Origin of the sequence: Methylobacterium hispanicum (assembly GCF_022179285.1) — a bacterium.
Classification (GTDB): domain Bacteria; phylum Pseudomonadota; class Alphaproteobacteria; order Rhizobiales; family Beijerinckiaceae; genus Methylobacterium; species Methylobacterium hispanicum.
Map to the genome: position 1 here is coordinate 15,916 of NZ_BPQO01000004.1, position 26,822 is coordinate 42,737.

Annotated in this window: 24 protein-coding genes; 13 read left to right on the forward strand and 11 right to left on the reverse strand. The window is 69.1% G+C overall.

Going from position 1 to position 26,822, the window contains the following annotated elements; translation table 11 throughout:
* Positions 1-129: 129 nt before the first annotated feature.
* Positions 130-1,758, reverse strand: a complete 1,629-nt coding sequence (locus MFF56_RS05705) for a hypothetical protein (RefSeq protein ID WP_238229640.1) — start codon at positions 1,756-1,758, stop codon at positions 130-132.
* Positions 1,759-2,256: 498 nt separating this feature from the next.
* Between MFF56_RS05705 and MFF56_RS05710 the strand changes: the two genes are divergently transcribed.
* From MFF56_RS05710 to MFF56_RS05725, 4 genes are all read left to right on the forward strand, one after another.
* On the forward strand, positions 2,257-3,294 hold the full coding sequence (locus MFF56_RS05710; protein WP_238229641.1) for a MucR family transcriptional regulator: 1,038 nt from the start codon (positions 2,257-2,259) through the stop codon (positions 3,292-3,294).
* A gap of 276 nt (positions 3,295-3,570) precedes the next feature.
* Positions 3,571-4,452, forward strand: coding sequence for a hypothetical protein (locus MFF56_RS05715; RefSeq protein WP_238229642.1), 882 nt, complete (start codon positions 3,571-3,573; stop codon positions 4,450-4,452).
* Between the two features lie 109 nt (positions 4,453-4,561).
* On the forward strand, positions 4,562-5,386 hold the full coding sequence (locus MFF56_RS05720; protein ID WP_238229643.1) for a L,D-transpeptidase family protein: 825 nt from the start codon (positions 4,562-4,564) through the stop codon (positions 5,384-5,386).
* A complete protein-coding gene (locus MFF56_RS05725) occupies positions 5,383-5,709 on the forward strand; it encodes a hypothetical protein (protein WP_238229644.1) in 327 nt (108 codons plus the stop codon). Before MFF56_RS05720 ends, MFF56_RS05725 begins: the two co-directional genes overlap by 4 nt.
* A gap of 88 nt (positions 5,710-5,797) precedes the next feature.
* Here MFF56_RS05725 and MFF56_RS05730 read toward each other — a convergent pair whose 3' ends face one another.
* Positions 5,798-7,180: an exodeoxyribonuclease I gene (locus MFF56_RS05730; RefSeq protein WP_238229645.1), complete on the reverse strand. Its 1,383-nt coding sequence runs from the start codon at positions 7,178-7,180 to the stop codon at positions 5,798-5,800.
* A gap of 194 nt (positions 7,181-7,374) precedes the next feature.
* Between MFF56_RS05730 and MFF56_RS05735 the strand changes: the two genes are divergently transcribed.
* The 3 genes from MFF56_RS05735 (at position 7,375) to repB (ending at position 11,321) form a co-directional block, all read left to right on the forward strand.
* Positions 7,375-8,226 carry a hypothetical protein gene (locus MFF56_RS05735; RefSeq protein ID WP_238229646.1) on the forward strand — a complete coding sequence of 284 codons (852 nt, stop codon included), beginning with the start codon at positions 7,375-7,377 and terminating at the stop codon, positions 8,224-8,226.
* A gap of 768 nt (positions 8,227-8,994) precedes the next feature.
* Positions 8,995-10,278 carry a plasmid partitioning protein RepA gene (gene repA, locus MFF56_RS05740; protein ID WP_373324034.1) on the forward strand — a complete coding sequence of 428 codons (1,284 nt, stop codon included), beginning with the start codon at positions 8,995-8,997 and terminating at the stop codon, positions 10,276-10,278.
* Positions 10,278-11,321 (forward strand): plasmid partitioning protein RepB, encoded by a 1,044-nt coding sequence (gene repB, locus MFF56_RS05745; RefSeq protein ID WP_238229648.1) that lies wholly within the window; start codon positions 10,278-10,280, stop codon positions 11,319-11,321. Before repA ends, repB begins: the two co-directional genes overlap by 1 nt.
* A 416-nt stretch (positions 11,322-11,737) precedes the next feature.
* On the opposite strand, the gene MFF56_RS05750 is transcribed toward repB, so the two are convergent.
* From MFF56_RS05750 to MFF56_RS05785, 8 genes are all read right to left on the reverse strand, one after another.
* The gene (locus tag MFF56_RS05750; RefSeq protein ID WP_238229649.1) at positions 11,738-12,700 is read right to left on the reverse strand and encodes a hypothetical protein; all 963 of its coding nucleotides are present in this window, start codon (positions 12,698-12,700) and stop codon (positions 11,738-11,740) included.
* 191 nt (positions 12,701-12,891) lie between these two features.
* The gene (locus tag MFF56_RS05755; RefSeq protein ID WP_238229650.1) at positions 12,892-14,562 is read right to left on the reverse strand and encodes a toprim domain-containing protein; all 1,671 of its coding nucleotides are present in this window, start codon (positions 14,560-14,562) and stop codon (positions 12,892-12,894) included.
* Between the two features lie 10 nt (positions 14,563-14,572).
* A complete protein-coding gene (locus MFF56_RS05760; RefSeq protein WP_238229651.1) occupies positions 14,573-15,844 on the reverse strand; it encodes a hypothetical protein in 1,272 nt (423 codons plus the stop codon).
* A gap of 15 nt (positions 15,845-15,859) precedes the next feature.
* Positions 15,860-17,047, reverse strand: a complete 1,188-nt coding sequence (locus MFF56_RS05765) for a conjugal transfer protein TraW family protein (protein WP_238229652.1) — start codon at positions 17,045-17,047, stop codon at positions 15,860-15,862.
* A 16-nt stretch (positions 17,048-17,063) separates the two neighbouring features.
* A complete protein-coding gene (locus tag MFF56_RS05770) occupies positions 17,064-18,065 on the reverse strand; it encodes a hypothetical protein (RefSeq protein WP_238229653.1) in 1,002 nt (333 codons plus the stop codon).
* Position 18,066: 1 nt separating this feature from the next.
* Positions 18,067-18,897 (reverse strand): hypothetical protein, encoded by an 831-nt coding sequence (locus tag MFF56_RS05775; protein WP_238229654.1) that lies wholly within the window; start codon positions 18,895-18,897, stop codon positions 18,067-18,069.
* Positions 18,894-19,481, reverse strand: a complete 588-nt coding sequence (locus MFF56_RS05780) for a hypothetical protein (protein ID WP_238229655.1) — start codon at positions 19,479-19,481, stop codon at positions 18,894-18,896. The genes MFF56_RS05775 and MFF56_RS05780 overlap by 4 nt, the downstream gene beginning before the upstream one ends.
* Positions 19,478-19,957 (reverse strand): hypothetical protein, encoded by a 480-nt coding sequence (locus tag MFF56_RS05785; RefSeq protein ID WP_238229656.1) that lies wholly within the window; start codon positions 19,955-19,957, stop codon positions 19,478-19,480. The genes MFF56_RS05780 and MFF56_RS05785 overlap by 4 nt, the downstream gene beginning before the upstream one ends.
* A 99-nt stretch (positions 19,958-20,056) precedes the next feature.
* Here MFF56_RS05785 and MFF56_RS05790 point away from each other — a divergent pair, with 99 nt between their 5' ends.
* A complete protein-coding gene (locus tag MFF56_RS05790; protein ID WP_238229657.1) occupies positions 20,057-20,287 on the forward strand; it encodes a hypothetical protein in 231 nt (76 codons plus the stop codon).
* A gap of 209 nt (positions 20,288-20,496) precedes the next feature.
* Complete coding sequence (locus tag MFF56_RS05795) at positions 20,497-20,760, forward strand: DUF2312 domain-containing protein (protein ID WP_238229878.1); 264 nt, start codon at positions 20,497-20,499, stop codon at positions 20,758-20,760.
* A gap of 78 nt (positions 20,761-20,838) precedes the next feature.
* On the opposite strand, the gene MFF56_RS05800 is transcribed toward MFF56_RS05795, so the two are convergent.
* Positions 20,839-21,528 carry a hypothetical protein gene (locus MFF56_RS05800; protein ID WP_238229658.1) on the reverse strand — a complete coding sequence of 230 codons (690 nt, stop codon included), beginning with the start codon at positions 21,526-21,528 and terminating at the stop codon, positions 20,839-20,841.
* Between MFF56_RS05800 and MFF56_RS05805 the strand changes: the two genes are divergently transcribed.
* From MFF56_RS05805 to MFF56_RS05820, 4 genes are all read left to right on the forward strand, one after another.
* Positions 21,481-22,467: a hypothetical protein gene (locus MFF56_RS05805; protein ID WP_238229659.1), complete on the forward strand. Its 987-nt coding sequence runs from the start codon at positions 21,481-21,483 to the stop codon at positions 22,465-22,467. The genes MFF56_RS05800 and MFF56_RS05805 overlap by 48 nt on opposite strands.
* Before the next feature lie 10 nt (positions 22,468-22,477).
* Entirely contained in the window at positions 22,478-23,347 is an 870-nt protein-coding gene (locus MFF56_RS05810; protein WP_238229660.1) for a hypothetical protein, read from the forward strand.
* Entirely contained in the window at positions 23,344-24,141 is a 798-nt protein-coding gene (locus MFF56_RS05815; RefSeq protein ID WP_238229661.1) for a prepilin peptidase, read from the forward strand. Before MFF56_RS05810 ends, MFF56_RS05815 begins: the two co-directional genes overlap by 4 nt.
* 78 nt (positions 24,142-24,219) lie before the next feature.
* The gene (locus MFF56_RS05820; protein WP_238229662.1) at positions 24,220-26,808 is read left to right on the forward strand and encodes an AAA family ATPase; all 2,589 of its coding nucleotides are present in this window, start codon (positions 24,220-24,222) and stop codon (positions 26,806-26,808) included.
* Positions 26,809-26,822 lie beyond the last annotated feature (14 nt).

Consider the following 26,822-nt stretch of genomic DNA (forward strand, 5'->3'; position numbering starts at 1 on the left):
CTGCGACCCGCTACCGCCCCTGCAAATCCCGGCCAAGGCCGACTTCTCCGGCAGGGGGTGCTCGGGTCGGCTCCGTCCCAGGGTTTCGGAAGCGGGTCGCCGTGCCGGATTTCCTGTGCGCCGAGCGAATTATCTCAGGCGTGCGCAGGTGGCCCGGGCCGTGGATTGCTGAACCGGAGCGTTGGCCGAGAGCGGGATCCATGCGCAGGACCAGGAGGATGTGGAGCCTCCCGTGCCGAAGGACCTGAGCGCCCATCCTCCGGCCGAGCCTTCGCAGTCGCCGGAGAGGATGCGGCGGTCCGCTGGGCACGTCGCGGAGCAGCTCGCCGCCTCGCAGGTTTCGGACACCTGGACGATTCCGGCCTCGATGCCGGCATCGTCGATCGCGCCGCCCTCGGGCCCGAAGGAGAGGCGCGAGCGGATGGGCGCGATCTCTCCTGCGCCCGTCAGGACCGTCGGCGTGACGGCCGCGCCGCCGACGTAGCGGGGCAATGCCGAGATCCGGCCGCCGTTCTCGACGGCGGCCCAGTTCGCCGCGGCATCGACCTTGAGATCGGATCCGTTGACGATCAGCGTTCCACCCTGCAGGGCGACGGCCGGGCGCCCTGCACCTGCCGAGAGGATCTTGCGGCTGCCTTGAGCCTCCTCCAGGGCCAGCGTTCCGCCCCTGACGCGCGCCGCGGCTCCGGGGTCGAGGAGGGGGTCCAGGAGAATGTCGGCTCCTGCGCCGAGGACCGCATCGCCACCGTCCAGCAGCAGGTGGCGAAGGGTGCTGGAGACGGCGACGAGGCGCCCGCCGCCACGGACGGTCAAACCCAGGGCGTTCGAGACCGTCACGCCTGCCAGCGAGAGGTCGATGCCCACGTCGACGCGTGCGCCCCCCGGAGGCCCGGCGAGAAGCGCCCTCCCCTCCTTGTCGGACACGAGGCTCAGGCTGCCTTCCCTGCCGCCGTTGCGGGGCAGGAGGTCGAGGTCGTCCGCCGAAAGGACGTGCGGCCCTTGGCCGACGAGGCGGACGACGGTCCGCGTGGGCCGGACCGATCGCCACTCCGCCAGAACGGCCGAGAGCGGAGCCGGCTCGCCGCGGGTGCGGCCGTCGCCGCTTCCGCCAGCGGCGGCCCAGCGGGTCACTGCGCCGAGCCCGGTGGCCGAGTCCCGCAATCGTTCGATCGAGAGGACGGAGACGATGCCGGGGACTTCGCCGACGACCCGGTAGCGCCCGCCCTTCCACACCACGGAGCCGCAGTCGGGGACGCTTTGAGATCCGGGAATGGGCGAGAGGACGAACGCGGCGACGGTCGGCGCATCCGCCTCGTCGTCCGCGCGCGGCGCACGCGCACCGACCACGACGAAGGGTCGCTCCGTCCCTTCCGCCCGCATGGGAACGGTGGCGATCGGTCGCTTCTCGCCCTGGCCGCCCACCGCCTCGGACGGCTGGGCCGCCAAGTCCGGACGGTCCGGAACGGCGTAGGGACAGTAGCCGTAGGGCACGCCCCACGGCGACGCACCTTCGGTCGACACCCAGGTCGGCAGGACCGAACGGCCGGACGCGTCGGAGGACGGCGCCGGGACGACGGGCTGCCCCCCTGCCAGAGGCCTCGCCGACGCGGCGACGGCGGACACGGCCGCATCCATTCTCGGGGCGTTGCGGCCGGCCATCGAGATCATCTCGCCGGTCCGGATTTCCGTCACGAGGCTGTAGCCGACGGCTGAGGCGATCGCCACGACGACGACGGCGAGGATGAAGATGCCGATCATGGGATCCGGTCCTGATCCGTTCCTTCGGATCCGTTCAGGACATAGCCCGGGAAACCTATGTGGTCGAGCATGGCCGAGATCCGGGAGAGGGGCCTCCCCGCGGCAGCGTAAACGAAGACGTGGACCGATTGCGGCAGGGAACCGGAAACGATAATCGGCATCGGCACCTGGCCCGCCCGGGCAGACCGCTTTCCGGTCCAGGGCAGTGCCCCATTTCGCCAGGTCGCCCGAGCCTTCGCGGATGCAACGGGAACCCCGGGGATTGAAGGTACGTTCTCGGGATGGAGCCGTCCACACGCGGCTACCCGCGAAAAATGCGCTTCTGGTGAAGTGATCCCTTTACACGGACCAACTTTTTTGCAACTTTTCGCACACAGGATCTTCGACGGTCCCATCACGAAGGAAACGATCCCGAAGGATGGTCCGGTTGCGACGCACGGCCAACGTGCCTAGGTCCAGACAGACAGTACGATCCGGCCATCCTCGAAGGAGCGTCCAGTGACCTCGATCCCAGCAGCCGAAACCGACCCTTCGGCTCCGCCGCTTTCACCCTCCACCCACGTGAAGATGACGGCCGACATCGCTACTTCGTACCTCGGCAACAACCCGATCGCCCCCGAGCGCGTGAAGGACGTCATCCTGTCGATCCACGACGCTCTGCGCGAAGTCCATCAGACCGCAGGGCGCGAAATCACCCTCAAGGAGCACGTGGCCGGCACCGTGGCGGCGATCGCCACCCCGGCTTCCCAGCCGGCCGCGGCCGTCGAGGCGCCGCGCTCCGAGACCGCAGAGGTCCATGCGCCGGCAGCCGAGGTCGCTCTCCCGACGGCCGCGGAAGCGGACGTCGCCGAACTGGCGCCCGAGGAGGCCGAGCCGGCGGCCGATGTCGCCGCCTCCGCTGCTCAGCAGGGCCACAAAGGGCGTCGAGCCGCAGCCGCCGCTCCGAGGAGCGCCAAGGGACGCCGCGCTTCCGCCGTGAGCGTTCCCGCACCTCTGGCTGATGGTGGACGTGTCCGCCGTCAGCCCCGTCTGCGGGCCGTCGGCTCGTCCCAGGCTTCCGCCCCGGCTCCGGCTCCCCAGCCCGTCCCGGCTGCAGCCACCTCGGCGAAGCTGCCCGAGAAGCCGTGGGCGGTGACCGAACTGGGTCTCGAGCCCACATACGCTCCCCGGAGCGCCAAGGAGGTCGAGAAGATCCGCAAGGCGGTCTTCGTGAACGACTACGATGGCAAGACGGGCGGCTTCGTCCGCTGCCTCGAGGATGGCCAGACCCGCCGGATGCTGAAGAAACATCTCAAGTTTTTGGAGATCCCCCCGGCGGAGTACCTCGCGAAGTGGGGCCTCCCGGCCGACTTCCCGCTGGTCCACCCGGCGTTCTCCGAGTCCCGTGCGAACCAGATCAAGACAGCGGGTCTCTGGGAACAGCGACGCACCGTCCGCGCGAAGCGCGGCGAAGCAGTCGACTTCGAGGAGCCGAACGTCAAGGAGCGTCAGCGGGCCGAGCGGGCTGCCCGCCGGTCCACGAAGGAAGCCGCCTGATCCAAGGTCCAGTCGAATGGTAGAGGGCGCCCGACGGGCGCCCTTTTACTTTGTGCGGATGCGGCTCCGCCGATCTATTGCCCGTATCGTGGTTCCGCGACAGTCTCGCCGGGATCATCGGGGCCCATCATGAATACCGCAGCTCCACCTCCTGCCGGCGACGCTACGCGGAGACAGGTCGAGGAAGCCGTGTCCCGTCACCTCCGCGCGGTCGCTCCCCTCCTGAGGGAACGAGGCCTGGAAGCGCGGACGGCCCTCGGTCTGTGGCATGCGGCTATGAGTTCCCTGTTGCATGGAGTGGGCCCGACCGCCGCGGCCAAGCTGCTCGCGGCACGCGCCAAGTCCATCCAGGGTCATGGCGGCAACGCCGACGCGCCTTGCGTCGCCATGACGCCCGAGACGGAGCTCCTGGTCTTGGAAGAGACCGCCGCGGCGGCCAAGGAGTTCGTCGAAGCCATCGACCGCGCGTACGAGGATGCGGTCGATGCGGGCCTCGAGCATCTCTATGCGGAAACGCTCGTCGACGTGACGGCGTCGACCCTGGTCCGCCTCTGGGGACCCTTCCATGCCCGCAAGGCGATCGGCGACCAGTGGATAGCCTTCAACGCCGGCCGGGAGGTGGTCGTGCATCCCTCCGAACCGGAAGAGGCTCCGTCGCAGGCATGCGAGCCTCGCCGACCGGAGTTCCGGGCCGAGACCGGCCCTCCCCTTCCCGCTCCCAGGACCGCCGGCGACAGGCACGTCGACATGCGGGTCGAGGCCGAGGTGGACGCCGGAGCCGGAGCCTTCGCCGTCGCGATCGAGATCACCGAAAAGGGGGGGCGGCGGGAACGCCGCGACATCGTCGCTCCTTGTGGCGAGGCATCGGTCAGGAAGGCGGTGCTGACCGCGGCCATAGAAGGAATCAGGGCGGCGTGCGAATGCGCCGGTACGCTGGTCGTCCGGCTCTCGTCTTCCGCAGCCTTCCTTCAGGCGGGGATGGCCCCCCCGGAACGCCGCTCCTCGACGTCCAGGCTGCCTTCGGAGGAGACCGCGTGGCTCCTTCTCGAGTCCTACGCCGCCGTACACCGCATAGAGTGGCGCCACGCCGCCGGCGGCCTCTCGGACGATCTCGCCGAACGATGCGATCGCCTCATCAGGCGTCAGATGTCGAGGTGAGACTTGACCTTTCGTTCCTTAGGCGGAAGGTTGCAAGGAACGACTTCCATATGTTCCTTCGATGCACCCGACTAGGCGCTTGTTCCTTGCTGCGGCGGCGGCAGCCGCGATGCCTTTCCGAGCTCGTTCCGACTCGGTCCATCCGATCGCGGCGCGACTTGCCCGCGAGCTGGAGAAGGTTTCGGATTGCACCTCCCGGTCCGCCATCCGCGGGACGCTGGCGCGGCTCGGCAAACTCGCCCTCCCCTCCTCCGGCAGAGTTCTGGTGGTCAACGTCGCCGGCCGCTTCCTCGCTGCATACCGCGACGGCGACCCCGAACTGGAGAGCCGGGTGGTCGTCGGGCGCGAGGGCTGGCACACGCCGGATCTCGTCACGTCCGTCGCTTCGGTGACCCTCAACCCCACCTGGACGGTTCCGGAGAGCATCGTCCGGGATGAAGGGTGGCGCACCGCCATCTCCTCCGATCCCACCTGGGCGGATCGCAACGGCTTCGACGTCGTCCTCGACGGTCGGCGCATCGCCCCGGATGGCGCAGTTCCCGTGCAGCTCGCCAAGGCGACGCTGGTTCAGAGGGCGGGCGCAGACAACGCGCTCGGCCGCATGAAGATTTCGATGCGCAACGCCGGCTCGATCTACCTGCACGACACAAACGCCCCCGAGACCTTCGGAGACCCGGAGGAGCCGGGCTCCCATGGCTGCGTGCGCGTCGAGCTCGCGCTCGAACTCGCCGCATGGGTCCTGGACGCACGGAACGGAGAGGTCCCGGATCTGGTGGCGACGGGCGCGACCGTCGTGCGTACGGCGGTCGCGCCCGTCGCCGTCGTCTTCGGCTACTTCACCGCGTGGCCGGATGCGGACGGTCGTATCGTCTACTACCCGGACGACTACCGCCGCGACGCATCGCGGTGTGAGCTTGAGGACGCTGGACGTTGAAGGCGGGAAGCCCTGTCGCGCCGCGGACGCTGCGCCGTATCGCCGACTCGTTCGGCGCCATGCTCGTCGTGATCTTCGGGATCGGAACGCTCGTGTGCTGGGGCCAGCATGCACGACATATGGGGATCGCGGGCAGACCCGCGATCTCTCTCGAAACGCTGCCGCTTCTCCTGGCGGACGGAGCACTGCCGTTGCGCCTTCCACACTGGCTGGCTGCCTGGGCGTGGTTCGTCGGAGCGTGCGGGTGCGCGGTGCTGACCGCGGCGGGAATGCGATGGGCCTTCGTGCGGATCTGCGGGCATCTCGCGGCCCGCGCCCGCTGAACGAGGCCGCCGGCGGAATCGTCTCCGGGTGCCCTGCCCTACCCCGCCGGGGTCGGCGTTCGAATCGGCGGGACCGGGGACGCCCCGATCAGAAGGACCATCCGAACTGCCCGCGGCGGTCGGCTTCAACGGGAACGATGGGTGGCGGCGTAGCCGTCTCGGGCGTTGCCACGGCCTCGAGCCAATTGCGGTAGCGCAGGTCCCCCTCCCCTTCGAGCCTGCCCTTGGCCAGCGTCATCCACCTGGAGTCGTCTCCCGTGAAAGGCCTCTCGAACGCGACGCCCGCGAGGTCGGCGATCTCGTCCGCCGCCAGCTCGCCGGCCGCGGCGACGATCCCCGCGTGGGTCATGCCGCCGTGCTCGACGATCGCCCGCGCGGCGAACTCCCGGATGCGAGGGTCCCGGAAGCGTCCGAACGCGGCCGCCCGCTCCTCCCAGGTCTCGAGACGGCGAAACTCCCGCATTCGGTCCTTCTCGCTCCAATCGACGAAGCCGTCGTAGATCCTCTCCTCGGCGGACGGGTCGGCCGGCTGGCTCCATGGATCGGCATCGGCCACGCGGGAGGCGAGGACGCGCCTGAATTCCGCCCACCCTCGGTCCGGTTCGGGGACGTCTTCGGGATGGATCCGAAAGGTGTCGGGATGCATCTCGCACAGCACCGCGGCCGCGGCGGCGGAAAGCACGATCGGCATGCGGTTCGTTCTGCATCGGACGAGAGGGCTCTCGCGCCAGTCGTCGAGATCGAGAGCCCATGGGCCCACCCGCATGCTTTCGGCGAGCTGCGAAGTCTTCAGGTGCACGAGCAGGCGGCCGACTTTCGCCACGGGCAGGACCGGCTCCAGGACGGGCGAATTCCCGCCGGCTAGCACCCATATCGGCTCGTCCCGCGCCAGCGCCGCCTCGAACACGCGCTCCGCTTCGTATCGGTCGGATGCCCGAAGGCAGGTCTCCCAGGCGGCGGGTACCGCCGTCCGGAGGCGTCGGGCCAACGCGAGCGTAGCCCTGGCGTCCTCCAGCGCCTCGTGCGCGTTGAGCCCGATCCCGTTCGCCGGCGCGATCTTCTCGAGGCGGAAGGACGGGGTGCCGGCATCGTCCCTGCCGGCCCTGAAGGATTCGGGATCCAACGCGTGGGCGAGACGGGCGGCGGGCAGAAGATCGAAGCGGCGGACGCCCTTCGCCGACGTCGCGTACGGATCGAGGAGGTTACGGAAGAACGTGGTCCGCACGATCTCCTCGTCGAACGACAGGATGTTGTACCCGAGAACGACGAGGGGCCGACCAGGCTTCGGGCTGAGGATCCCGTGGATGCTGGCGGCGGCCGCGAATTCATCCAATCTGTCAGACGCTTCCAGGGCGTAGGGATCCAGCTTGTTGGTGCTGAGGGCCCCGTAAGCAGGTATGCAGTATGACAGCCGCCTGATTCGGACCGTGCGGGTGCCGGTCTCCACGAGGTCCGCCAAGTTGGACGTCACCGCTGCAAAATCGAAGATCTGGCCATGGCGGACGTCGGTATCCGACGTCTCCGTATCCCAGCAGATTACGTCGCAGTTCGAGGTAGCGGCCACCGGACCGTCTCCGTCAGAAGAACGGTCAAGGTTCGCCGCGGTCCGTGCAAGGGTCAACGGCGGCGCGCGTTTACTCCCTGGAATCGAGAGGAACAGAGTTCATGGCGGCTAACGTGCCGGCGATCGTCGTCGGTTGGGAGGGCGACGAGGGTCTCCGGGTCAGACTCATCGAGCCGCTTGCCGGCTTGGATACCGAGACGGAGTTGCTCGCCCGTCCGGCGACCCCGAAGCGCGGTCAGAGCGACGTCGAGATCCAGAAGAAGCGTCACGGGCTCCGCATCGGAGGTGTCGTGGTTCTCCTCAAGGCGGCCGAAGCGGTGGGAGGCTTGGTCTGGCGCGGGATCGACACACTGCGCGAGAAGCCCGACGTGCACGACGTCCGCATCTTCCGGCGCACCCCGGTCACGATCTTTCCTCCCCGCGAAGGCACCGCGCTCGTGGAACGCGCCGCGATTCTGCTCGCTTCGTCGGCGGTCTCCTTCACGGGGATCACGATGAGCTACCAAGCGATCAGCCTCGCCTTGGAGGAAGGCTTCCTCTACGGCCGCTGCGGCCTCCTCCTCCGCGGGCCCGACCGCAAGGGCAACGTGCTCCACCACTTCATGCCTCCTCCCGAGGAGGCATCGGTCCAGGCCGTGATGAGGGTCCTTGCCAGGCAGAGGCTGGAGAACCTGTACAGGCACGCCCGGCATGCCGGCGGGGCCTGGAAGGCCATCCCCTACGTAGAGATGAAGACGGACCGGTTGAGGGCGAACCGCATGTCCGCCGATCGGCTCAACGTGCCCTACGTTCTTCCGGATGGCTCTCCCGGGTTCAAGCTCGCCACGGTCGCCATCCGGTACGACGACCCGGAATGGCTTCTCTCCGACGCCACCCCTCTCGACGTCGATGCGGCAGTCTTCGGCATGGACGCCCCCGAGGAAACCATCGGGCTGACGTCCGTCGCCTCCTGAGCCGGACAGCCACATCGGATCGCGTCGCCGTGAACGGCACTGGACAGCTGTCCAGTCTTCGACCGCGGCCTTTCGTACGCCTGCCGGCCCCGATCGGCGGTCCCACCACCTGAACCCGGTGGGACCGCGATCCCCACTCCATAAGTTCGCTAGCGACGAAGGCGGAAACGGCCGGCTCTCAAGTCGGACGATGCCGCATGCGAGGCACGTCCGTGCGATGCCGGGGCCATCTCGAAATAACGCACCCTCCCCTCTTCGACAGGGCCGAAGGCTGCCCGTGCCTGCCAGCGGTCCCAGCCCCGGTTCAGGCTTGGCGAGATGGGCGTATCGGTCGGCCCGTGAACACTGCCAATCCCGCGAGGCCGCTTCCTTGTAGAGGATCCGTCACCGGCATGAGGACGAACTCGGCCGGACACGGCAGATCCATACCGGAGCCTTCGACTGGACAGCTGTCCAGTCGAGGACCTCGGCCGATCCGTGCGCGGTCCGAGCGAGGCTGGACAGCTGTCCAGTCGAGGGCCTCGGCCGATCCGTGCGCGGCCTGAGCCAAGCTGGACAGCTGTCCAGCTTGGCCGGAGGCGATTGGCGGTCCCGACCACCGTTCCCGCCCCACGTCTTGCGACATGGGAGATGCAGGATAGCGATCGTCCCGAATTTCTTTCGGGGTAATAATTTTAGGCGTTAGGAATTTGTTAACCACCCGAGCCGATGTTCATTCACGCCGAAAGTGGGCTTTTGGGCCGATTCGGCGTGAATGGGGATCATTCGATGGAAACCGTCTCAGCCCAGGGTGCGGAGCATAATCTTGCCGGCAGCCAGGATGCCGGCGTCCTTGCAGCTGCAGGTACGACGCTGCTTGAGGAACAGACGCTCGACGCACTCTTCGCCGGACAGGCCTCGCAACTGACGCAGCGTATGAAGCTGCACCGCCAGAAGCTCTACAAGCCGGGAACGGCGAAGAGTTTGCGGACCTTCTCGCCGGGCGAGGTGGCCCAGTTCGTCGGGGTCGATCCCAGCTACTTGCGCAAGCTCGATATCGACGGGCCGATGCCCAAGCCGGCGACGGACAAGCTGGGCCGTCGGCAGTACACCGTTGCGGAGATGAATCAGATCCGGACCTTCCTCGACCAGAGGGAGCGGGGCGGGCGCCGGTACGTGCGCCACAGGAGGGCCGGCGAGAAGCTCCAGGTTCTGAGCGTCATCAACTTCAAGGGGGGCAGCGGCAAGACCACGACGGCTTCCCACCTCGCGCAGTACCTCGCGCTCAGAGGCTATCGGGTTCTCGGGCTAGACCTCGATCCGCAAGCCTCGTTCACCGCACTTCATGGCCTCCAGCCCGAGCTCGACGTGGGAGAAGATGCGTCCCTCTTCAGCGCGATCCGCTATGGTCAAGAGCGGCGCGAGATGGCCGATCTGGTGCTGAAGACCTACTTCGAAGGCTTGGACATCGTACCCGGCAACATCGACATCCAGGATTTCGAGCACGACGTCCCGAAGGAACTCATGGCACGCCAGAGCGGCCGCCAGACCGGGGAAGCTCAGTTCTACCTGCGTCTGAAGAGGGCGATCGATCAGGTCGAGAGCGACTACGATCTCGTGGTCATCGATTGCCCGCCGCAGATGGGCTACCTGACCATGGCCGCCCTCGCGGCATCGACTTCCCTGATCATCACAATCCATCCAGCAATGGTGGACGTGATGTCGATGTCCCAGTTCCTCCACATGACGGCGGACTACATGCGCGTCATCGCGGACCGCGGCGTCAAGCTGCAGCTGAACTTCGCACGCTATCTGGTCACGCGCTTCGAGCCCGGGGATGCGCCCCAAGCCGACATGGTCAAGATGCTGCGCACCCTCTTCGGCGACCACGTACTTCAGAACCCGGTGCTGAAGAGTACCGCGGTGGCGGACGCCTACCTCTCCAAGCAGACCCTCTACGAGGTGGGGCGCGAAGCCTTCACGCGGTCGACCTACGATCGGGCCATGGACAGCTTCACGTCCGTCAACAGCGAGATCGAAGGTCTGGTCAAGGCCGTGTGGGGGAGGAGCTGATGAGCCGCGCCCGCCGAGGCCTCCTCGACGTCGACGAGAGCCTCGTCCTACCGGACGAGAGCGTCGGCTTCGACGAGCCTTCCGCTGCCGTCGTCGATCGCCAGCCACGCCGGGTAGGGGCGGTGAGGGACATGGACGTGTCGATCGGCATCCTCGAACGCGAGGCAGCCGAACTCGAACACGTGAAGGCGCTCCTCGCCTCCGGCGGCACGATCGTCGAGCTGGACACCGAACTCGTGGATCCCTCGGCGTTCCGCGAGCGGCTGGATTACGATGTGTCGGATCTCGCGAAGGCGATTCTGGCGCGGGGGCAGCTCGTCCCGATCCTCGTCCGACCTCACCCCGGAGTGAACGGCCGCTACCAGATCGCCTACGGCAACCGCCGCCACGCCGTCTGCCACGAGTTGAGACGGCCGGTCCGAGCCGTGGTGATGGACCTCAGCGACGCCGAGATGGTCGTCGCCCAGGGACAGGAGAACGCCGCCCGTAAGGATCTCACCTTCATCGAGCAGGCTCGTTTCGTCGCCAACCTTCGCAAGGTCCACCCCGCCATCGAGGTGCAGCGCGAACTCGGCATCGACGAGTCCCTCATGCACAAGATGGTCGGCGTCGTCAGCGCTCTGCCGGAGGCGCTCATCCAGTCGATCGGCCGGGCCGACCGGATCGGGCGTCCTCGTTGGATGAAGCTGTCGGAAGCCGTCGCGAAACTCAGGAAGGCCGGCACCACCGATGAGGAGATCGTTGCCGAGGGTCAGGCCGCCATCGAGGCCGCGAGGGTCAAGACCGACGAGCTCAAACCCCATATGCGGTTCGAGGCCGTCTTCGAGGTCTTCGTCGACGTCAACACGAAGGAAGTCCTCGAACTGAGCGTCGACGGTGGCGAACGTCTCGGCAAGGTCGTGAAAACGGCGACCGGTGCGAACCTCAAGCTCAATGACCACGGCTTCCTCGAGCACTTGCTGGAGATGCTGCCGGAACTTCACCGTCGCTATCGCGCAGGGCGCGACGCGCCCGTAGCCGCAGACCCGGCGCCCGGCGAATAGGGGCGGCAGCGGGTGACGGTAGATCGGCCGGCGTTCGGTATCGGATGAGAGGCGGCCTCAGGCTGGACAGCTGTCCAGCCTCGCGCCCACCCGGGGCCGGATGAGCGGCTGACTCAGACTGGACAGCTGTCCAGCCCCGCGCGCACCCGGGGCCGGATGGGCGGCTGCCTCAGACTGGACAGCTGTCCAGCCTCGCGCCCACCCGGGGCCGGATGAGCGGCTGCCTCGGACTGGACAGCTGTCCAGTGGACTGCGGAGGACCTCTTGCGGGACTCGACGCTGCCCGGGGCAGGGCGGCTGTCGGCGCGACCATCGAGACACCGATCAGCGCCAGGAGTGCGGATGCGGCTGATCCCTCCGGGTAGGGATCGGCGAAGCCAAGCTGGACAGCTGTCCAGCCCGCGACGGCGGCTGCATCAGCGGATTGAGTCGAGTTCCCAGCGGCGAGTGAACATAGCCGCGCATATCCGCGTGGGCGCGCCGTCGACGACCCCATCCACGTGATGGACCTCTCGGCTGACGCTGTCGGGACGTTCTCCGGGGTAGCGGGTCTCGAGATACGCCTTCCCATCGTGCAGGAGCCAGCGCTTGGCGAGCCCCCCACATTCTCCGTTGAGGAAGCGCTCTCCGCGCGGGATCCGTTGAAGGCTCGCCAGGAGCTGGCCGTAGGGATCTGAACCCGGTTTGTCGATCGCCGCCGCGGTCTCGAAATATGAGATGTCGCAACCTCTCCCCGCCCCTGATGAGATCTCGAGCCGGTAGAGGTCGACCTCTCTTCCCATGTTGGCGAAGTCCACCGCGAGCTTTCCGGTCACCGCGGTTTCGGGACGGCCGGCGTTGGGAACGCCTGCCCCATCGGCTTCCAGAGACCGAATCTCCAGACTCGCAGCCTTGCCGGATTCGATCGCGTCGCACGTCGCTTCGAAGCCGGGGGTCGTCGCCACGAGCAGGCTCTCGACCTTGGTCAGGAAGGAGCATCCGGCGTGCAACCGGCCGTCGGACCCGACGTAGGACAGGCGCTTCAGATATCCGGCCGCCTCCTCTACGAACCCGAGCAGGAAGGCCCTTCCCCGGAAGGGCAGCCAGCGCTGGCCGAAATCGGGACCGACGTCGTCCGCATCCTCCCACTGCAAGGGCCGATCGGCGTCGTCGGCGGCCTCCCAGGCCTCGCCTCCCATCGTGCCGAGAGCGGAGGTGCCAGTCAGGCGCTCGAAACGCCCGTCTCCGTCCACGTCGAGGACTCCATCCCGGATGGTGAAGTCCCGGATCCTTTCCGGAGGGATGGCTGCCGCATAGCGGCACGCCTCAGCCGCCCAGGCGGGAGTTTCAGGTCCGTCGGGCGGAGCTTCGGCTGCGGCTGGCAGAGCCAGCAGAAGCATGCAACCCCCGGCCAGGATACGCGACATTCGACACATGTGGCTCGGTTCTTTCGCCCGCATCCCAGGATAGGGGGACCCGCTTAAGGGCGGATGGGAGCGAAACGCGGGATTCGACGAACCCCGAAAGGAAAGCGGTCACGCCCCGGACACTGGACAGCTGTCCAGCCGGCCGTGGGCCTGCCCTCCACCGATCAGGCCTCGGGAGCGTATTCGGGCCGGTTCACGTACTGCGTGAGGCGTTCGACGAGGTCGGGCCTCGCGTCGAGCTTTTCGATCCAGTCGATCCGCTGGCGCGGCGGTTCGTGCGCGACGGCTTGGCGAAGCGGATCCCGTACGGAGGGGGGCAGCAGATTGACGATCTGATCGACCATCACCTCCCAGGGCTCCCGGTCGGGATCGTCGAACAAGGACGGGTCGACGCGCTCGCACGCGACCTCGATCGCCGCCGAGAGCCTGGGATCGAGCAGGGGCGGGAAGCTGGCTTCGACCCATGCGCGGCCCTTCGACGTCAGCTTGAGATCGGCGTCCGCCAGACCACGCTCCATGAAGGTCGCGACGTGCCGGGGCCAAGTCGACGGACGGCCGAGGCCCGCAGCGACGATCGCCTCCAGGAGAACGGTGTCCGGTCGTCTGCGCTCGATGCCGGACCCCGCCCAGACCTCCTGGCCGGGGTAGGCGGGGCCGTGCTCGCGGTGCCACGATACGGAGGCCCCGCTGCGATCCGGGCGCAGGCCGGCGACGAAGTCCGCGATCTCGCCCGGGATGCCCTGCGCCCGCAGAAAGGGAGCGAGATCCTGGGCGAACGCCGTCTCACGCCGATGCTCCATGCCGGCCTTCACGAGGTCGGCGGCCACCAGCGTGCGGACGCCTTCGTCCTGTCCGAGACGGGCCGGGTTGAGACGCGGGTCGACCGGACCGATGGGGTGGGGCGCCTCGTGGGTCTCGTCCTCGCCCCGCGGAGCGTAGTTCTCGGTCTTGACCGCGTTCCAGCCGCTCTTGCGGAAAATGCCGGCGATCTGTTTGGCGGTCTCGGGCGTCATGCCCCGCGAGCCCGCGCGGGGATAGGACATGCGGCCGCCCTCGTAGCTTCGCTGCAGACTCGCGGCCGCTTCGGTCGGCGAGAGGTCGAGCCGGTCGCCCGCCCTTACGAGGATGTCCCCGGTATGCGAGGGTCTGGTCGGATGGAGGACTGGGCTGCCCCGGGATCCGAGCGGCGGCAGTGCGAGCTTCGCGAGCCTTTCGGCAGTGCGCGGATCCAGGGGAGGGGCGAGATCGAACTCGGCGAGCCATGGCCTGCCGCGATCCTTGGACGGGGCTGCAAGTCTCACCTTCGTCGTCGAGGGCTGGGTCGAGGCCACGAGCCCCAGAATGGCCGTCGAGACCCGGCCGGCCGGCACCTCGGGCGATCCGAAGACGCTGCCGATCAGGCGGTCGACGATACCTCTGGCGCGACCCGGAACCGCCGCCGCCTTCTCCACCGGACCGGCGCCCGCGATGGCCTCGCGGATCGAGGCGTGGTCCATGGACCTCAGACGGACGCGGGCAGGGGAGGGGTGTATGTCGCGGGTCGCTTCGTAGACGTCCCAGGCGATCACGTCGCCTTCCTGGTCGGCGTCGGTCGCGATGTAGAGGTTGTCGGCGGCACGCGCCATGTCGCGCAGGCGCATGAAGACCTCGGGATTGGCCGGGACCCGCATGAACTCCCGCATGCGCGCGTCGATGCCGAGGGGCCGCAGCTTGCCCGGCATGGCCATGAAGTGACCTCGCGTGGCCTGGACCTTCGCGTCGATCCGCAGTTCCCGGAGGATGCCCTCCAGGAGCTGGGCCTTGAACGGTGCCTCGATGACGAAGAGGTCTGCCACGAATCGCTCCTCAGGCGTTCGGCCGGATGAGCGACTGGATCATCCTCGTGACGGCCTCGACGAGTTCCCTGATCCCCTCCGCCATCTTGGCGAGGCGCTTCTCGAGCGTCCGGTCGGAGGGCACGCCGGGCTCGGCGACGGGCTTCGGGGCTTCCCTGGCGATGCGCTCGAACGCCTTGACGACATCCGCGGTGCCGCCGGCGTCGAGCTTGTCGGGGAAGGTCCGCTGCAGGAGTTCGAAGTCCGTCCCGAACTTGGCCGCGGTCTTCTCGAGTTTGCCGGCGGTCTCGTACATGGCGTTCCGAGCGGCTGCCACGCGCGGATCGCGGGCGGCGGCCTCCGCGTCCTCCTTGGCGCCCACGACGTTGCCCTCCGCGACGAAGGCCTGCGCCGCATCGCGCTGCATGCCGCCCGCGACGAGGCGCTCGATCCTGTCGAGGTAACGGCGACCGGGCTCGGTCGAGCCGAAGGCGTCGTTGTAGGACCGTACGGCTCCCCCGAGCTCGGCCTGCCTGGTCGCGACCTCGGCAGCGGTGCGGACGAAGCCGCGCTGCTTGAGCCGAAAGTAGTTCTCCCCGACGAAACCGGTCTGCAGGAAGACCTCGCGCGCCTGGAAGTCCGCCTGCCGACGGTCGAGCTTGTTGCGGGCGCCGAAGACCATGTGGGCGATGGCCGCGAGGCCGGTGGCCGGTCCGGCAGCCTCGATGCGTTTGCGGTCGGCATCGAGACGCCTGCGCTCGGCCTCCAGCCGTTCCCGTTCCTGACGGAGCTTCGAGCGAAGCTCCTCGCGCTCCTCGCCGCCGAGGCTGTCCAAGAGCCGTCGCTGGTCTGCCGAGAGCGGCAGGTCGTCCGAAGCGTCCGGAGCCTGGGCGTCCGCCAGGGCAGGGGAGGGGGGTGCGGAATCGGCGGGTGCGGTTGACTGCGCCGTGCCGGTGGACGGCGGCTGGATGCGGGGGGAGGGGGGCTGGGGCAGAACCGGAGCGGCAGCAGGAAGCGTGGCCTCGGCCTGCTCCGCGAACGCCTCGCCGAGGCGGGCCTCCAGAGAGGCGGCCGCCGGATCGGCAAGACTCATGACGGCGCCGCCGGCATCGTCGGGGCGAGCGGGGGCTAGCGAAGGAGCGAACTCGATCTCGCCGTCGTTCGACCCCTCCCCAGGCGCGACGCCCGTTCTTTCGAAGGCCGGTGGCACGGTCGCGAGCGATGGGAGTGGGGCCTCGAAAGGCTCCTCCACGTAGTCGTCCTGGGCCTCGTCCGCGAGGGCGTTGCTTTTGCCGAAGCCCATGGCGCCGTTCCTTCGTTAGCGGATCACGCGCGACCTTCCGGTCGCCTGCTCCTGCTGGATAGACAGCATCGTCGCAAGAGTCGCGTTGGTCTTCTCGAGCTGCGACCAGATCTCGAAGTTCTGATAGGCCATCCATTGTACGGCGAGGCCCATGTCCTTGATCGCCTGCCCCGCGGAGGACCCCTGGGTGGCGACGTTCTGCGTCGTGTCGAAGAAGAACCCCTTCGACCGCAGTTCGAAGTAGTCGAGCCAGGACACGCCGTTCTTGAAATCGGTGTTGCCGTAGCCGACGACGCGCTTGGCCGTCTCCTTCGCCCAAGTCTCGATGTTCCCGCCCGTGCCGTTCGCTTGGCCGCCGTAGTTGCCCTCGCGCCGCGCGAGCTGCTCGGACAGGATGGCCGCGGGCACGGAGTCGCGCGCGGCGGCTTCCATGCGCGCGGCCGCCGCCTCGCGGCCGGCCTGCGAGCGGGCTGCGTTCTCCGGCAGGCCGCCGAGCGGAACGGGGGCGACGGCGTTGATGATGTAGGCCCTGGCGGCTTCCGACCGTTCCTTCGACAACGTGCGGGAGGTTCCATCCTCCGAGTACCAGAGGGATTCGGCGATGTTCTGGTTGGCGTCGGCCATCTGCGAGTTGCCGCCGGATTGGCAGAGCCCCGAGCTGACGTCCATCGGCGAGGCGAACTTCGAGCAGTGCAGGTCGATGCGGGCCTTGATGCCCATATCCGTGCCCTGCGCGCTGGGCATGCCGTTGCGGCCGAGGTTGAAGTCCTTGATGTCCCGGGCCTGCGCTGCGACCGCCTGGGTGAGCTTGGCGCCGAGCGTCCCGCCCGCAGCCGACGTGATCACGTTGCAGCTGGAGGCTCCCGAAGCCGCCTCGCGGATCGCGTCGAGCCGCGCCTTCTCGATGTTGCCAACGACCGCCCGGTCGTCCTGCACGTCAGCCATGTTCGCGCGGGCCGTGGACTGTTCGCGCAGGTTGCCCGTCAGCTGGCCGGTGCCGAGGCGCATCGCCTCGATGATGGCCAGCTGCATCGCGTTGATCTGCTTCGTGAAGCTGTCGATGATCTGGTCCCGGTTCCCGTCGGCGTTCTGATGGTCGTAGAACTGGACGCAGCAGCGGGCCTGGGCGCGTGCGGGCCCGACGTCCATGGAGGCGGCCGCGGCCAGGAGGCCGAGGATCGTCAGGGTGAGGTGCTTTCTCATCGCGTCAGCCTCTCGATCAGCGTCCGAACAGGACGGCGTAGCCGCCGTTCGAACCGTAGCCCGTGCCGCCGTAGCCTGGACCGCCGAAGCCCGAACCTCCGGCCGCGCCCGCGAGGCTCTGGATGTTGATCCCCCCGATGCCGCCGCCGTTCAGGCCGCCGCCCATGGAGTTCAGGAACGCGCCGGGGTAGAACCCGCCCATGCTCGCGGTGCCGAACACGGCCCGGTTGATGGTCTGGTTGACCTGTCCGATGGCGGCCAGTGCGGGCCCGCAGGTCATGTTCTGGACTTGGTTCATCAGGCTCTGCATCGTCGGCGGCCGGAACAGGTTGTCGAGCACGCGTGCCTGCGAGAACAGGTTCGAGAGGCATGAGAGGCCGCCCATGCTTCCTCCGCCCTGGAACGGCCTCTTGTTGCCGACCTCGCTCTCGTAGGAGGGCTGGGCGCCCTTCCCGTCCTTGCGGGTGAACCCCATGTCGGAGCGCGCGATCTGATCCATGTCCTCGACGTATTTCGAGGAGGCCTGGACCATCATCTGCGACACCCTCGAGTCGCAGCCTGGCGGGGAATCCCCGTCCGCGTTCATCGCCGAGGTTCCCGACGCGCCGGGCGCCGCGGTTTCCGCCGCCGCGGCGACCGCGGCGATTCCGCCCGTCCGGCCCGTGACCGAGCCGATGTCCGTGCCGGAGACCGAGTCCATCGCGGTCTTCACGACCGACGCGAGACCTGGATCCATCGTCGCGCCCCGCATGACCCGGTCCATCTCGAGCGGACCGATGACGCGGGCACCCGCGACGAGCGCGGCGGCGTCGACTCTCGTTCCGGAGAAGGTGGAGCCGAGCAGTCCGTCCGTCCCCAGGGCTTTGAGGGCGCTCCAGGTCGGCGCCACGGCGGCGTTCTCGGCGCTCGCGCCTCTGCAGGCGACGCTGGCGCAGAGCCGCGTGCCGAAATCGTCCGCGGCGGCCGGCACGATGGCCTGAACCGCCCCGAAGACGACGATCGCCAGGGAATGCCTCATCCTACCTCCTCGGCCCGTCCGCGACGTAGCGGCGCCCGTCGAAGGCGTAGGCGACGCTTCCGCCCGTGCTCTCGAGCACCATCGCGCGCACGCCTTCGCGGCCCGATCCCATGACCCAGACGTCCCCGCTGGCGAACCCTTCGAGGACGATCCCTTCCCGTCCGTCCCTGCGCACGACTCCGCGGATGGGACAGCCGACCAGTCCGCAGGCCGCGCCGCCCTCCAGGCGGTATACGGGCTGGGCGCCGTTCCGCCCGTCGAGGTCGGCCGTCCCCGCCAGGACCTGCAGGTCGGCCTTGGCGTCGAGAAGGCGCACGGCGCCGGGGCCCCAGAGCGCGGCGATCTCGCGCGCCTTCGCGCCCGTGGCGGCGGCGAAGCGGATCCGGGTGGCTCCCGAAGCCTTCGCGTCGATGCGGTAGCTCCCGGATTGCAGGCTGCGGACCTCGTCCTCGTCGACGACGAGAGAGCGCTCCCCGCGCCCGTTCGCGTCACCGAGCGACAGCGTGCGCGCGGGAACGTCGAGCACGCGGCGCCATTCGCGGCCATCGTGGCGGAAGACCGCAGTGCGGCAGTGCAGGCGGGAGCGGTCGCAGGTCGAGGCATGCGTGATCCGGACCACGACTTCCGCGACGCCGTTGCCGTCGACGTCCACCATCGCCGTCTCGACCCGGGCGCCGACGGCGGCGCCGATCTCGCGGGACATCAGGACCTCCGCGGTCGGGCGTTCCCGGGACGTCCGGTCGTCCTTGAGCGCGATCGGCTCGGGGGCGCCGAGCGCGGCCTGTGCCGCCAGGAGCGCGGGCAGAGCGAGAAGTGCCGCGGGGAGTCTCACCGGAGCAGATCCCGGTAGCCGCCGGTCGCCGACCCCGTTCCTCCGTAGCCGCCTCCAAGGCCGCTGTACTGGAGCATGTTGACGGACGAGAGACCGCCGTCGCCGGGTCCGGTGCCCATGCGCAGGTTCAGGCCCCCGCCGGTGATGCCGCTCATGCTGCCTCCCGAAAGGAGCGATCCGATCCCGCCCCCCCCGCCGGCGACGCCGCCCAGGATGTTGCCGATCCCGCCGCCGCCGCCGCCGACCTGCCCCATGAAGGAGCCGAGTGCTTGATTGATGTATTGGGACCCCGCTTGGCAGGCCATGGTCATCACGGACTGCAGCAGCGACTGCATGGAAGGCGGCTGGAAGAAGATGTCGAGATTCTGGTTGCCGAGGGAGAAGAGCTTCTCCATGCAGCTCATGTCCTTGAAGCTCCCGCTCCGTCGGGAGAACATGGAATCGGCCATGGCGGCGCGCGATTGGATGTACGAACGGCGGGCCTGATCCTGCGCCTGCCGGACGGAGGCGTCGCATCCGCCTTCGCCGAGGGCGGGACCGGCGAGAAGGCTCAGGACGAGGGCGAGGGCGGCGATCTTCCTCACGGCGTTCCTCCTGCGGGGGCGGGCGCTTCGACGATGTCCTGGGCGGCGCGGGACACGATCCTCACGTTCTCGACGTCGCCGATCAGCCTGACCGTGAGGGCGGCGAGCGGCCCCTGCATCGCCCGGATGTCGTCGACGAAGAGATCGACGACGTCGTTGGCCCCCGATCCGTCCTCGCCTTCCTCGTCCTTCTCGAAGATGCGGGCCCAGGCCGAGGGGCGGTCAGGGATGGACCGCTGAGCGGCCCAGGCCAGAAAGCGGAGACGTCGCGCGCGCCCCATTTCGCGGAAGAGGTCGGCCTCCGCGGCGACGAGGCGGTGGGCGTCCTCGATGCGGGTGGCCGCGATCTTCTCCGACAGGGCGGTGTAGTCGACGGATCCGCTGCGGAAGTCTTCGGTCAACGCCGAGCGAACGAAGTCCGGCCTGGTCTCGAACCAGTGCGCCATTTCCTTGTCGCCGAGAAGCAGGGCGCTCATGGATTCTCCCGGGGCCCTCGATCCTTTCGTGGGCCCGTGCCATCCTGGATGACGACCATGCAAATGGCCATCCGTCAACCCTTCGCGAAGGAATGAACCGTGCGCACACAGACCCTCAGCGTCCTGCCGGCGAGCGGCACGACGCTCATCGACGGAGCGCTTCCCGCCGACGCCCACGACGTCGCGGCCGTCCGCCTGAAGAGCCCCGGCATGGCGGCGGCCTTCACGCCGGCCCCGGCGCCGGGCGCCGCGCCGTCCGCCGCCCCCCAGGGGGTGGAGCCCACGATCGAGCCGGCGCCGGACTTCGTACCGCGACCGACCCGCATGTGATCCGGGATCCGTTCCTTCATTCAATGTTGACACGCCGCCGCCGAGGGCGTCATGTGTCCCCACCGCTCCGGGAAGGAACGGATCCGCCCAGGCTGGCCCGTCGCGGATCCGGCGAGTTCTTCGCGGGACACCGGAAATCCGCGCCGGCGCGCCGGCGCGACGACCTGGATCGACCGATCTCGAAGGAGTAGATCATGAACGCACACAGCATGCCGAAGGCAGGGGACGTGTCGTCCTCGGAGGGCGTCGCCGCCGACGAACTGAAACAGTTCATCGAACGCATCGAGCGTCTGGAGGAAGAGAAGGCAGGCCTTCAAGGCGACATCAAGGACGTGTTCGCCGAGTTGAAGGGCCGCGGCTTCGATTCGAAGGCGGTGCGTCAGATCCTGCGGATCCGCAAGAAGGATCACGCCGAGCGCCAGGAAGAAGAAGCGATCCTCGAGCTTTACATGCAGGCTCTCGGAATGAGCTGAACACGAAACGAGATGCGACCCAAAGTCCAAGAGGGCGGACGTCGATGCGACGTCCGCCCTCTTGGTTTCGAGCAGGCGTCAGGCGCGGATCTTCTTGAACGGCAGCGTCAGGATCGGGCGGCCTTCCGCGACCACGCGGCCGTCTGCGACGGGCAGGGAAACGAGCTCGATCCGGCCGTCCGGAAGTTCCTTGATGGCCTCGTAGACGACGAGATCCAACGGGATGAAGAGCCGGATCTGGCGGGGCGACATCTCCTTCGCGTTCCCGATCCGCGCGTCCTTCGCCGAGAGGGCGATCCATTCGCGCCCCTCGATGCCCGCCAGGAGCGCCGCGGACGTCCACGGCATGGCGCGCATCGGCTCCGCGTCGCGCTCGACGACCCCGAGCACGGCCATCTTCTTCTGGCGGTCGACGCCTGGCGCGAAGCGGGCTGCGGCCTTCTCGCCGAGCACCACGTCGTCTCCGTGGAACGTGACTGAACCGTCCCGCAGACACCCTGCGACCCAGAGCTCGAAGGGATGGCAGTCCTCGATGCCGTTGGCGGTCGCGATGCGGCCTTCGGGTCCGATGGCTGCCGACTTCATTGGCTTTTCCGCTTGCACTTGTCGAAGGAACAGGGCGAAGTTGCTTCCATTCGTTCCTTCTGGCAAGTCGTCTGGGGAGACCGGAATATGGCCCGCTTCGTACCCGCACGCCCATTGCCCGATCTCGCGGAGGAGATGCGGGAGCCGCTCTTCGCCGCCGAGGACTTCCTGGACGACATCCACGTCGTCGTGCAGCCGCGCGGCGACGATCCCGGCGTGATCCTCCATCCCGAGAGCGGCGTGTTCGCGCTGATCGTGCTGCCGGGCTTGCGGCGTCGCCACGATCCCGTGCGCGAGGTCTGGGTGCGCTCCGACGGCGGCGTCTGCGACGTCGACGCGATCGCCGCGGCCGCGGCCGCGTCCGTGGCGGCCAAGCTCGGCGCGCGCCCGGACTCCGTCGTCGGCATCGTCCACGCGCCGGGCCGCCCCCGCGGCGACGCCGGCCAACGCGTCGTCACCGGTTCGGGCGACGATCTCGGCAACGCCCTCCTGGAAGCGATCGGCCGTCTCTCGGTTCTCCCGATCGGTGATCACGGCGTCCAGGCGGCCATGGATCGTCTGTCCCCGGTTCCGGGCGGATCCCCCTACGTGCCGAACGACATCACGCCGCAGCAGCAGGCATGGCGCGACGAGAGGTCCCTCGAGACCTTCGAGAGGGACCTCTCGCCGGCACCCATTCCGAAGGTCGACGACGAGAGGCTTCTGCGCTTCGCGGCCGCCGTCGTCTCACACGCCACCGGAGGACGTCCGGCACGGATCAGCTCGATCGCGGTCGATCCTGCGGATCTCGCCCATCCGCAGTTCTTCCTGCCCGCCTTCCTGGTCGCGGCCAGCGACATCGCGGCCCCGGTCGTGGCGCGCGCCCGCGGGAAGAGCGGCTTCCGGATCCAGCTGGTCAGCGACGGTGACGAGGCCCTGCTCGGCTACCGCGTGGCCCGTCTTTCCTCGAAATCGCCCCTCGTGCTGATGCTGTCGCTCTCGGAAGCGGTGCGCCGGACGATCTCCGGCGACGAGATCGCCCTCGAGGCGGTCAACAACCTGTTCCGCCGCTTCCTGCGCAGGAACGATCTCGATCACCGCATCGCCGACGACGCCGACGTGCGCGCGGCCACCAACTTCTGAGGGGTCCGCCGTGGGGTTCTCCAACAAGGGCGGCATAGAGGCCGACGCCGACGAGGCGGAGCGCCGGGCGCGCGAGTTCCGCATCAGCCTGCAGCAGTTCCTGAACCAGAACGCCGCGATCTTCTCGGCCATGGCGCGCCGCGGCATCGGCACGGGCGACCGCGACTTCTACGACCATGCGGCACGCATCGGCGAGACCGCCAGGGACGTGGCGATGCTCGTCGTGGCCATGATGGAGGACGTTCCGCCCCAGCGGGCGAGCGAGCAGGCGATCCGGATGATCCGCCCCGACGTCGTCGAGTACGTCGTGGAGCGCTGGCTCGGTTTCGACGCTCCCGTCGACGCGACGCTCGAAGCGCGCGCCATCGTGGCGGTGCTGCGGCTCGCCGACGGCCGCTTCGATTTCAGCCCCTACGGGCGGGGCGCCCAGGCCTCTCCGAACGTCTCCGTCGCGCTGACCTTCGTCGCCGCCTCTTCCCTGATGGCCTGCCAGACGCTCCCCTACGACTTCCGCGCCGCCGACCCCGCGGCTCTGCAGCGGCGCCTGCTCGAGGCCGTCGTGGACGCCGCGCAGGAGAACCTGCCGAGGATGGTCGTGGAGGAGTGCCCCGAAGCGGAGGCGCGGACCGTGCTGCAATCGCTCGTCAAGCACTTCTCCAGGCTCATGCGCGCGGTCTACGAGCGCGAGACCGATCTCATGGTCCAGCGCGCGGCGGCCATGGACGAGGTGGCGCGGCAGCGCTGGTTCGAGACCAGGGATCCCGTGGCCGACATCGTGAAGGACTTCCGCGAGAGGGCGAGCCACCTCGTCGCCATGGGCACGGCCTTGGCGGCGAAGTCGGCCAAGTCGCCGACGGGCGAGCAGCCGCAGGCAGCATGACCATGCCGGACCTCGTCCAGCTCTTCGCCGAGTTCCCGCTTCTCAGCGCGCTCCTGGCCGCCGTCTTCGGCGCCGCCCTGACGTCCTTCGCGGGCCTCGCCGCATGGCGCCTGCCGCACCGCTGGGGGCTCGTGGAGGACGCCGACCCGACGCTGGGCCTCGCCTTCCCGCCGTCCTTCTGCGACGCCTGCTCCAAGCCGCTTCCGCCCCTCGCTTGGCTTCCCGTGGTCGGATGGCTCGCCCAGCGCGGGCGCTGCCCCTGCGGCAGGACGGCGGTCGATCCGGTCTATCCGCTCGCGGAAGCCGCCGTGGGCCTCGCCTCGGCGGTCCTGGTTCTGTCCATGGGCCCGACTCCGGCGACCGCCGCGGTGCTCGCGATCCTGTGGACCGGCGTCGTGGCCGGATGGGTAGACCTCACCACCCAGCAGATCCCCGAATGGGCGAGCCTCGCGCTCTTCTGGGGCGGCCTCCTCGCGTCTCCCCTGGAGCCCGACCTGCAGTTGCGCGTCCAAGGGGCGTTCTTGGCCTTCGCTCTGGTCGGAGGCGTGTTCGCGCTGAGCGGATGGGTCTTCAAGGTCGATGCCATGTCGGGCGGGGACGTCGCGCTGTCGGCTGCCGCGGCCGCGTGGTTCGGTCCCATGCCGGCCCTCTGCATGTTCATCCTCGCGGCGGGCGCCGTCCTCGCCTACGGAATCCCGATGCGCCGGTCCGGGATGGACTGGACGCCCTACGGGCCGGCGCTGGCGTCGGGCGCGGTCGGCGCGGCCGTGCTGCGGGCGGTCGGCGTCGTCTGAGGCCGACCTTTTCGATTTTCGTGCTCCGCTGTCAGAACGGAACGAACCTTCGGCCGAGCCCTGAAGGACCGGACCCGCATGGAAACCATCGCCGGCATCGTCACGCACGTCCGCAAGAAGCCCGAGGAGGGCGGCAGCGGCCTCTACGTCGTCCGCTACGAGACCGCCGGCGGCATGGTCGAGGCGAAGGCCTCGTCGCGCTCGCTCGCGCTTGAGGTCGGCGACTGGTTCCTGGCCCGGGGGGAGTGGCGGCCGAACGTCTTCAGGGGCAGGACCGAGCACATCTTCAACGCCGTATCGGTGAAGCCGGACCTGCCCGCCACGCGGGACGGTGCGGTCGTCTTCCTCTCGCGCATCTTCGAGGCCGGCCGCCACGGCGCGACGCCGGCCTCGATCCGGGCGTTCGTCGAGGCGCACGGCGCCGCCGCCTGCCGCAAGGCCGAGCAGAACCCGGAGATCCTGACCGGGATCACGTCCGACCCGGCGCGCTTCCGCGGGTTCATCCTGGCGGACTGGGCACGCCGGCTCTCGAACCGCCGCGCGGTGGTGGCGATGTCCAAGGCGGGCGTCGACGACCACGCGATCGGGCGCATCCTCGAGGCCTACAAGGACGACACCTGGAAGGTGCTGCGCGAGAACCCCTACGTCGTCTCGCGGGTCCCCGACGTCGGCTTTCCGAACGCGGACAAGCTCGGCTCCGACATGGGTATCCCGCCCGGGGACGAGCGCCGCATCGAGTCCGCCGTCCTCTCCGCACTCGACCGGGCCCGGAGCGAGGGATCGACGGGGCTGCCCGCCGTCCGGGCGAGCGAGGAGGCCGCGGCCCTGCTCGGCCGGGACGCCGGGACGACCGGGCAGGTCGAGAACTGGCTCCTGGCGGCCGCGGGCCGCAGGGATGGACCGGTACGCGTGGACCGGTCTCCGAAAGGCTTCGTCGTCCACCTGCCCGAGATGCTCGTGGCCGAGGCCTACGTCGCGCGCCGGATCGTGGACATGCTGCGGGTCCCGCCCGCGCACGCGCCGGAACGCGTCTCCGCGGCGATCGAGCGCGTCTTCGCCGGAAACCGGAAGTTCGCCCGTTTCGACGCCGTCCAGCGCGAGGCGGTCCGCAGCGCCGCGCTGTCCCAGGTCTTCATCCTCACCGGCGGGCCCGGCACGGGCAAGACGACCGTCACCGAAGCGCTGATCGCCGTCCTGGAGGACCTCGGCCACCGCCGGATCGATCTCGTGGCACCGACCGGAAAGGCGGCCAAGCGGGCCTCCGCCGCCACGAAGCGGAAGGCCTCGACCCTGCACAGGCGGCTGCTCGCCCGGGAGGACAAGAGGACGGGCGGCAGCATGTTCGGCGTGAACCGCGAGAATCCGCTGCCGGCCGGCACCGTTCTGCTCGTCGACGAGACCTCGATGATCGACGCCCAGACGATGGCCGCGGTGGTCGACGCGCTTCCGCCCGACGGGCGCCTCGTCCTGATCGGCGACCCGCACCAGTTGCCCTCCGTCGGGGCCGGCAACGTCCTGGCGGACCTGCTGTCCGCCAGGACCGGCAACCGTCCTCTCGTTCCGTCGGTCGGTCTCGCGAACATCTACCGCCAGGAGGAGACGTCCAGCATCGCCCGGGAATCCCGCACGGTGAAGGACGGCAAGGTGCCGTTCATGGACAACAAGGTCCGGGGCGGTCTCGCCTTCTACGAGCACGACGCGTCCGGCATCGCCGACGAGGTCGTCCGGCTCGTGACGGGGCCGATGCGGACCCAGCTCGGTCTCGATCCCGCGCGCGACGTCGCGGTCATGAGCCCGCAGGCCCCCGGCCCGGCGGGTACGTGGGACCTGAACGCCCGGCTTTCGGCGGCCCTCAATCCCGGGGGCCGCGCCATCGAGGGCGTCTTCCACGGGCCGCGGGACGATCCCAAGATGCCCCTGCCGCGGGTCGGCGACCGTGTGATGGCGACGCGGAACGACGAGGAGAACGACGTCTTCAACGGCGACGTCGGAACCATCGTCGGCGTCGAGGACCGTTCGACCGAGGGCCGTCAGCGCCGGGTGATCAAGGTGGCCTTCGACCCCGACGCTGCCGGAGCGCGTCCGAAGATCGTCGAGCACCCGGTCTCGCGCTGGCGCGAGCTGATCCTCGCCTACGCCTGCACGATCCACAAGATGCAGGGCTCGCAGGCGACCGCGGCCGTGATCGTCGCATCGGGAGCGCATGCCGGCATGCTCGACCGTACGATCCTCTATACCGGCTGGACGCGCCCCGAGGAGTTGCTCTTCGTCGTGGGGGAGCGGAGCGCCCTCGAGGACGCCGTATCGCGGCGGGCATCCGATCTGCGCTGGACGCGACTCGCGGAGTTCGTGGAGCGGGCCGCGCTCGAGTGCGGTTTCGCGCCGGCCCGGCGGGAGGCCGCGCGCCCGGCCCAGGCCGTCCCCGTGACGCCGGGGAGCTCGACGCCGCCCAGGGTGGTCCCGCCGTCCGTGCCCGGGGCCGGCGTGCCGGCCTCCCTGGGAGGACCGCCGCGCGTCAGGGTCCATCCCTTGCCCGGCTCCGCGCCCGCAGCCGCTCCGGATGCCGCCGCCGTCCGGCCCGAGCCGGCGCGCGCGGTCCGCCCAGCCGTCCCGCGCATCGTCCTGCCGCGTCCGGCACCTCCCTCCGGCCCCGGCTTCGGCGGCTGAAGGCATGGATCCTC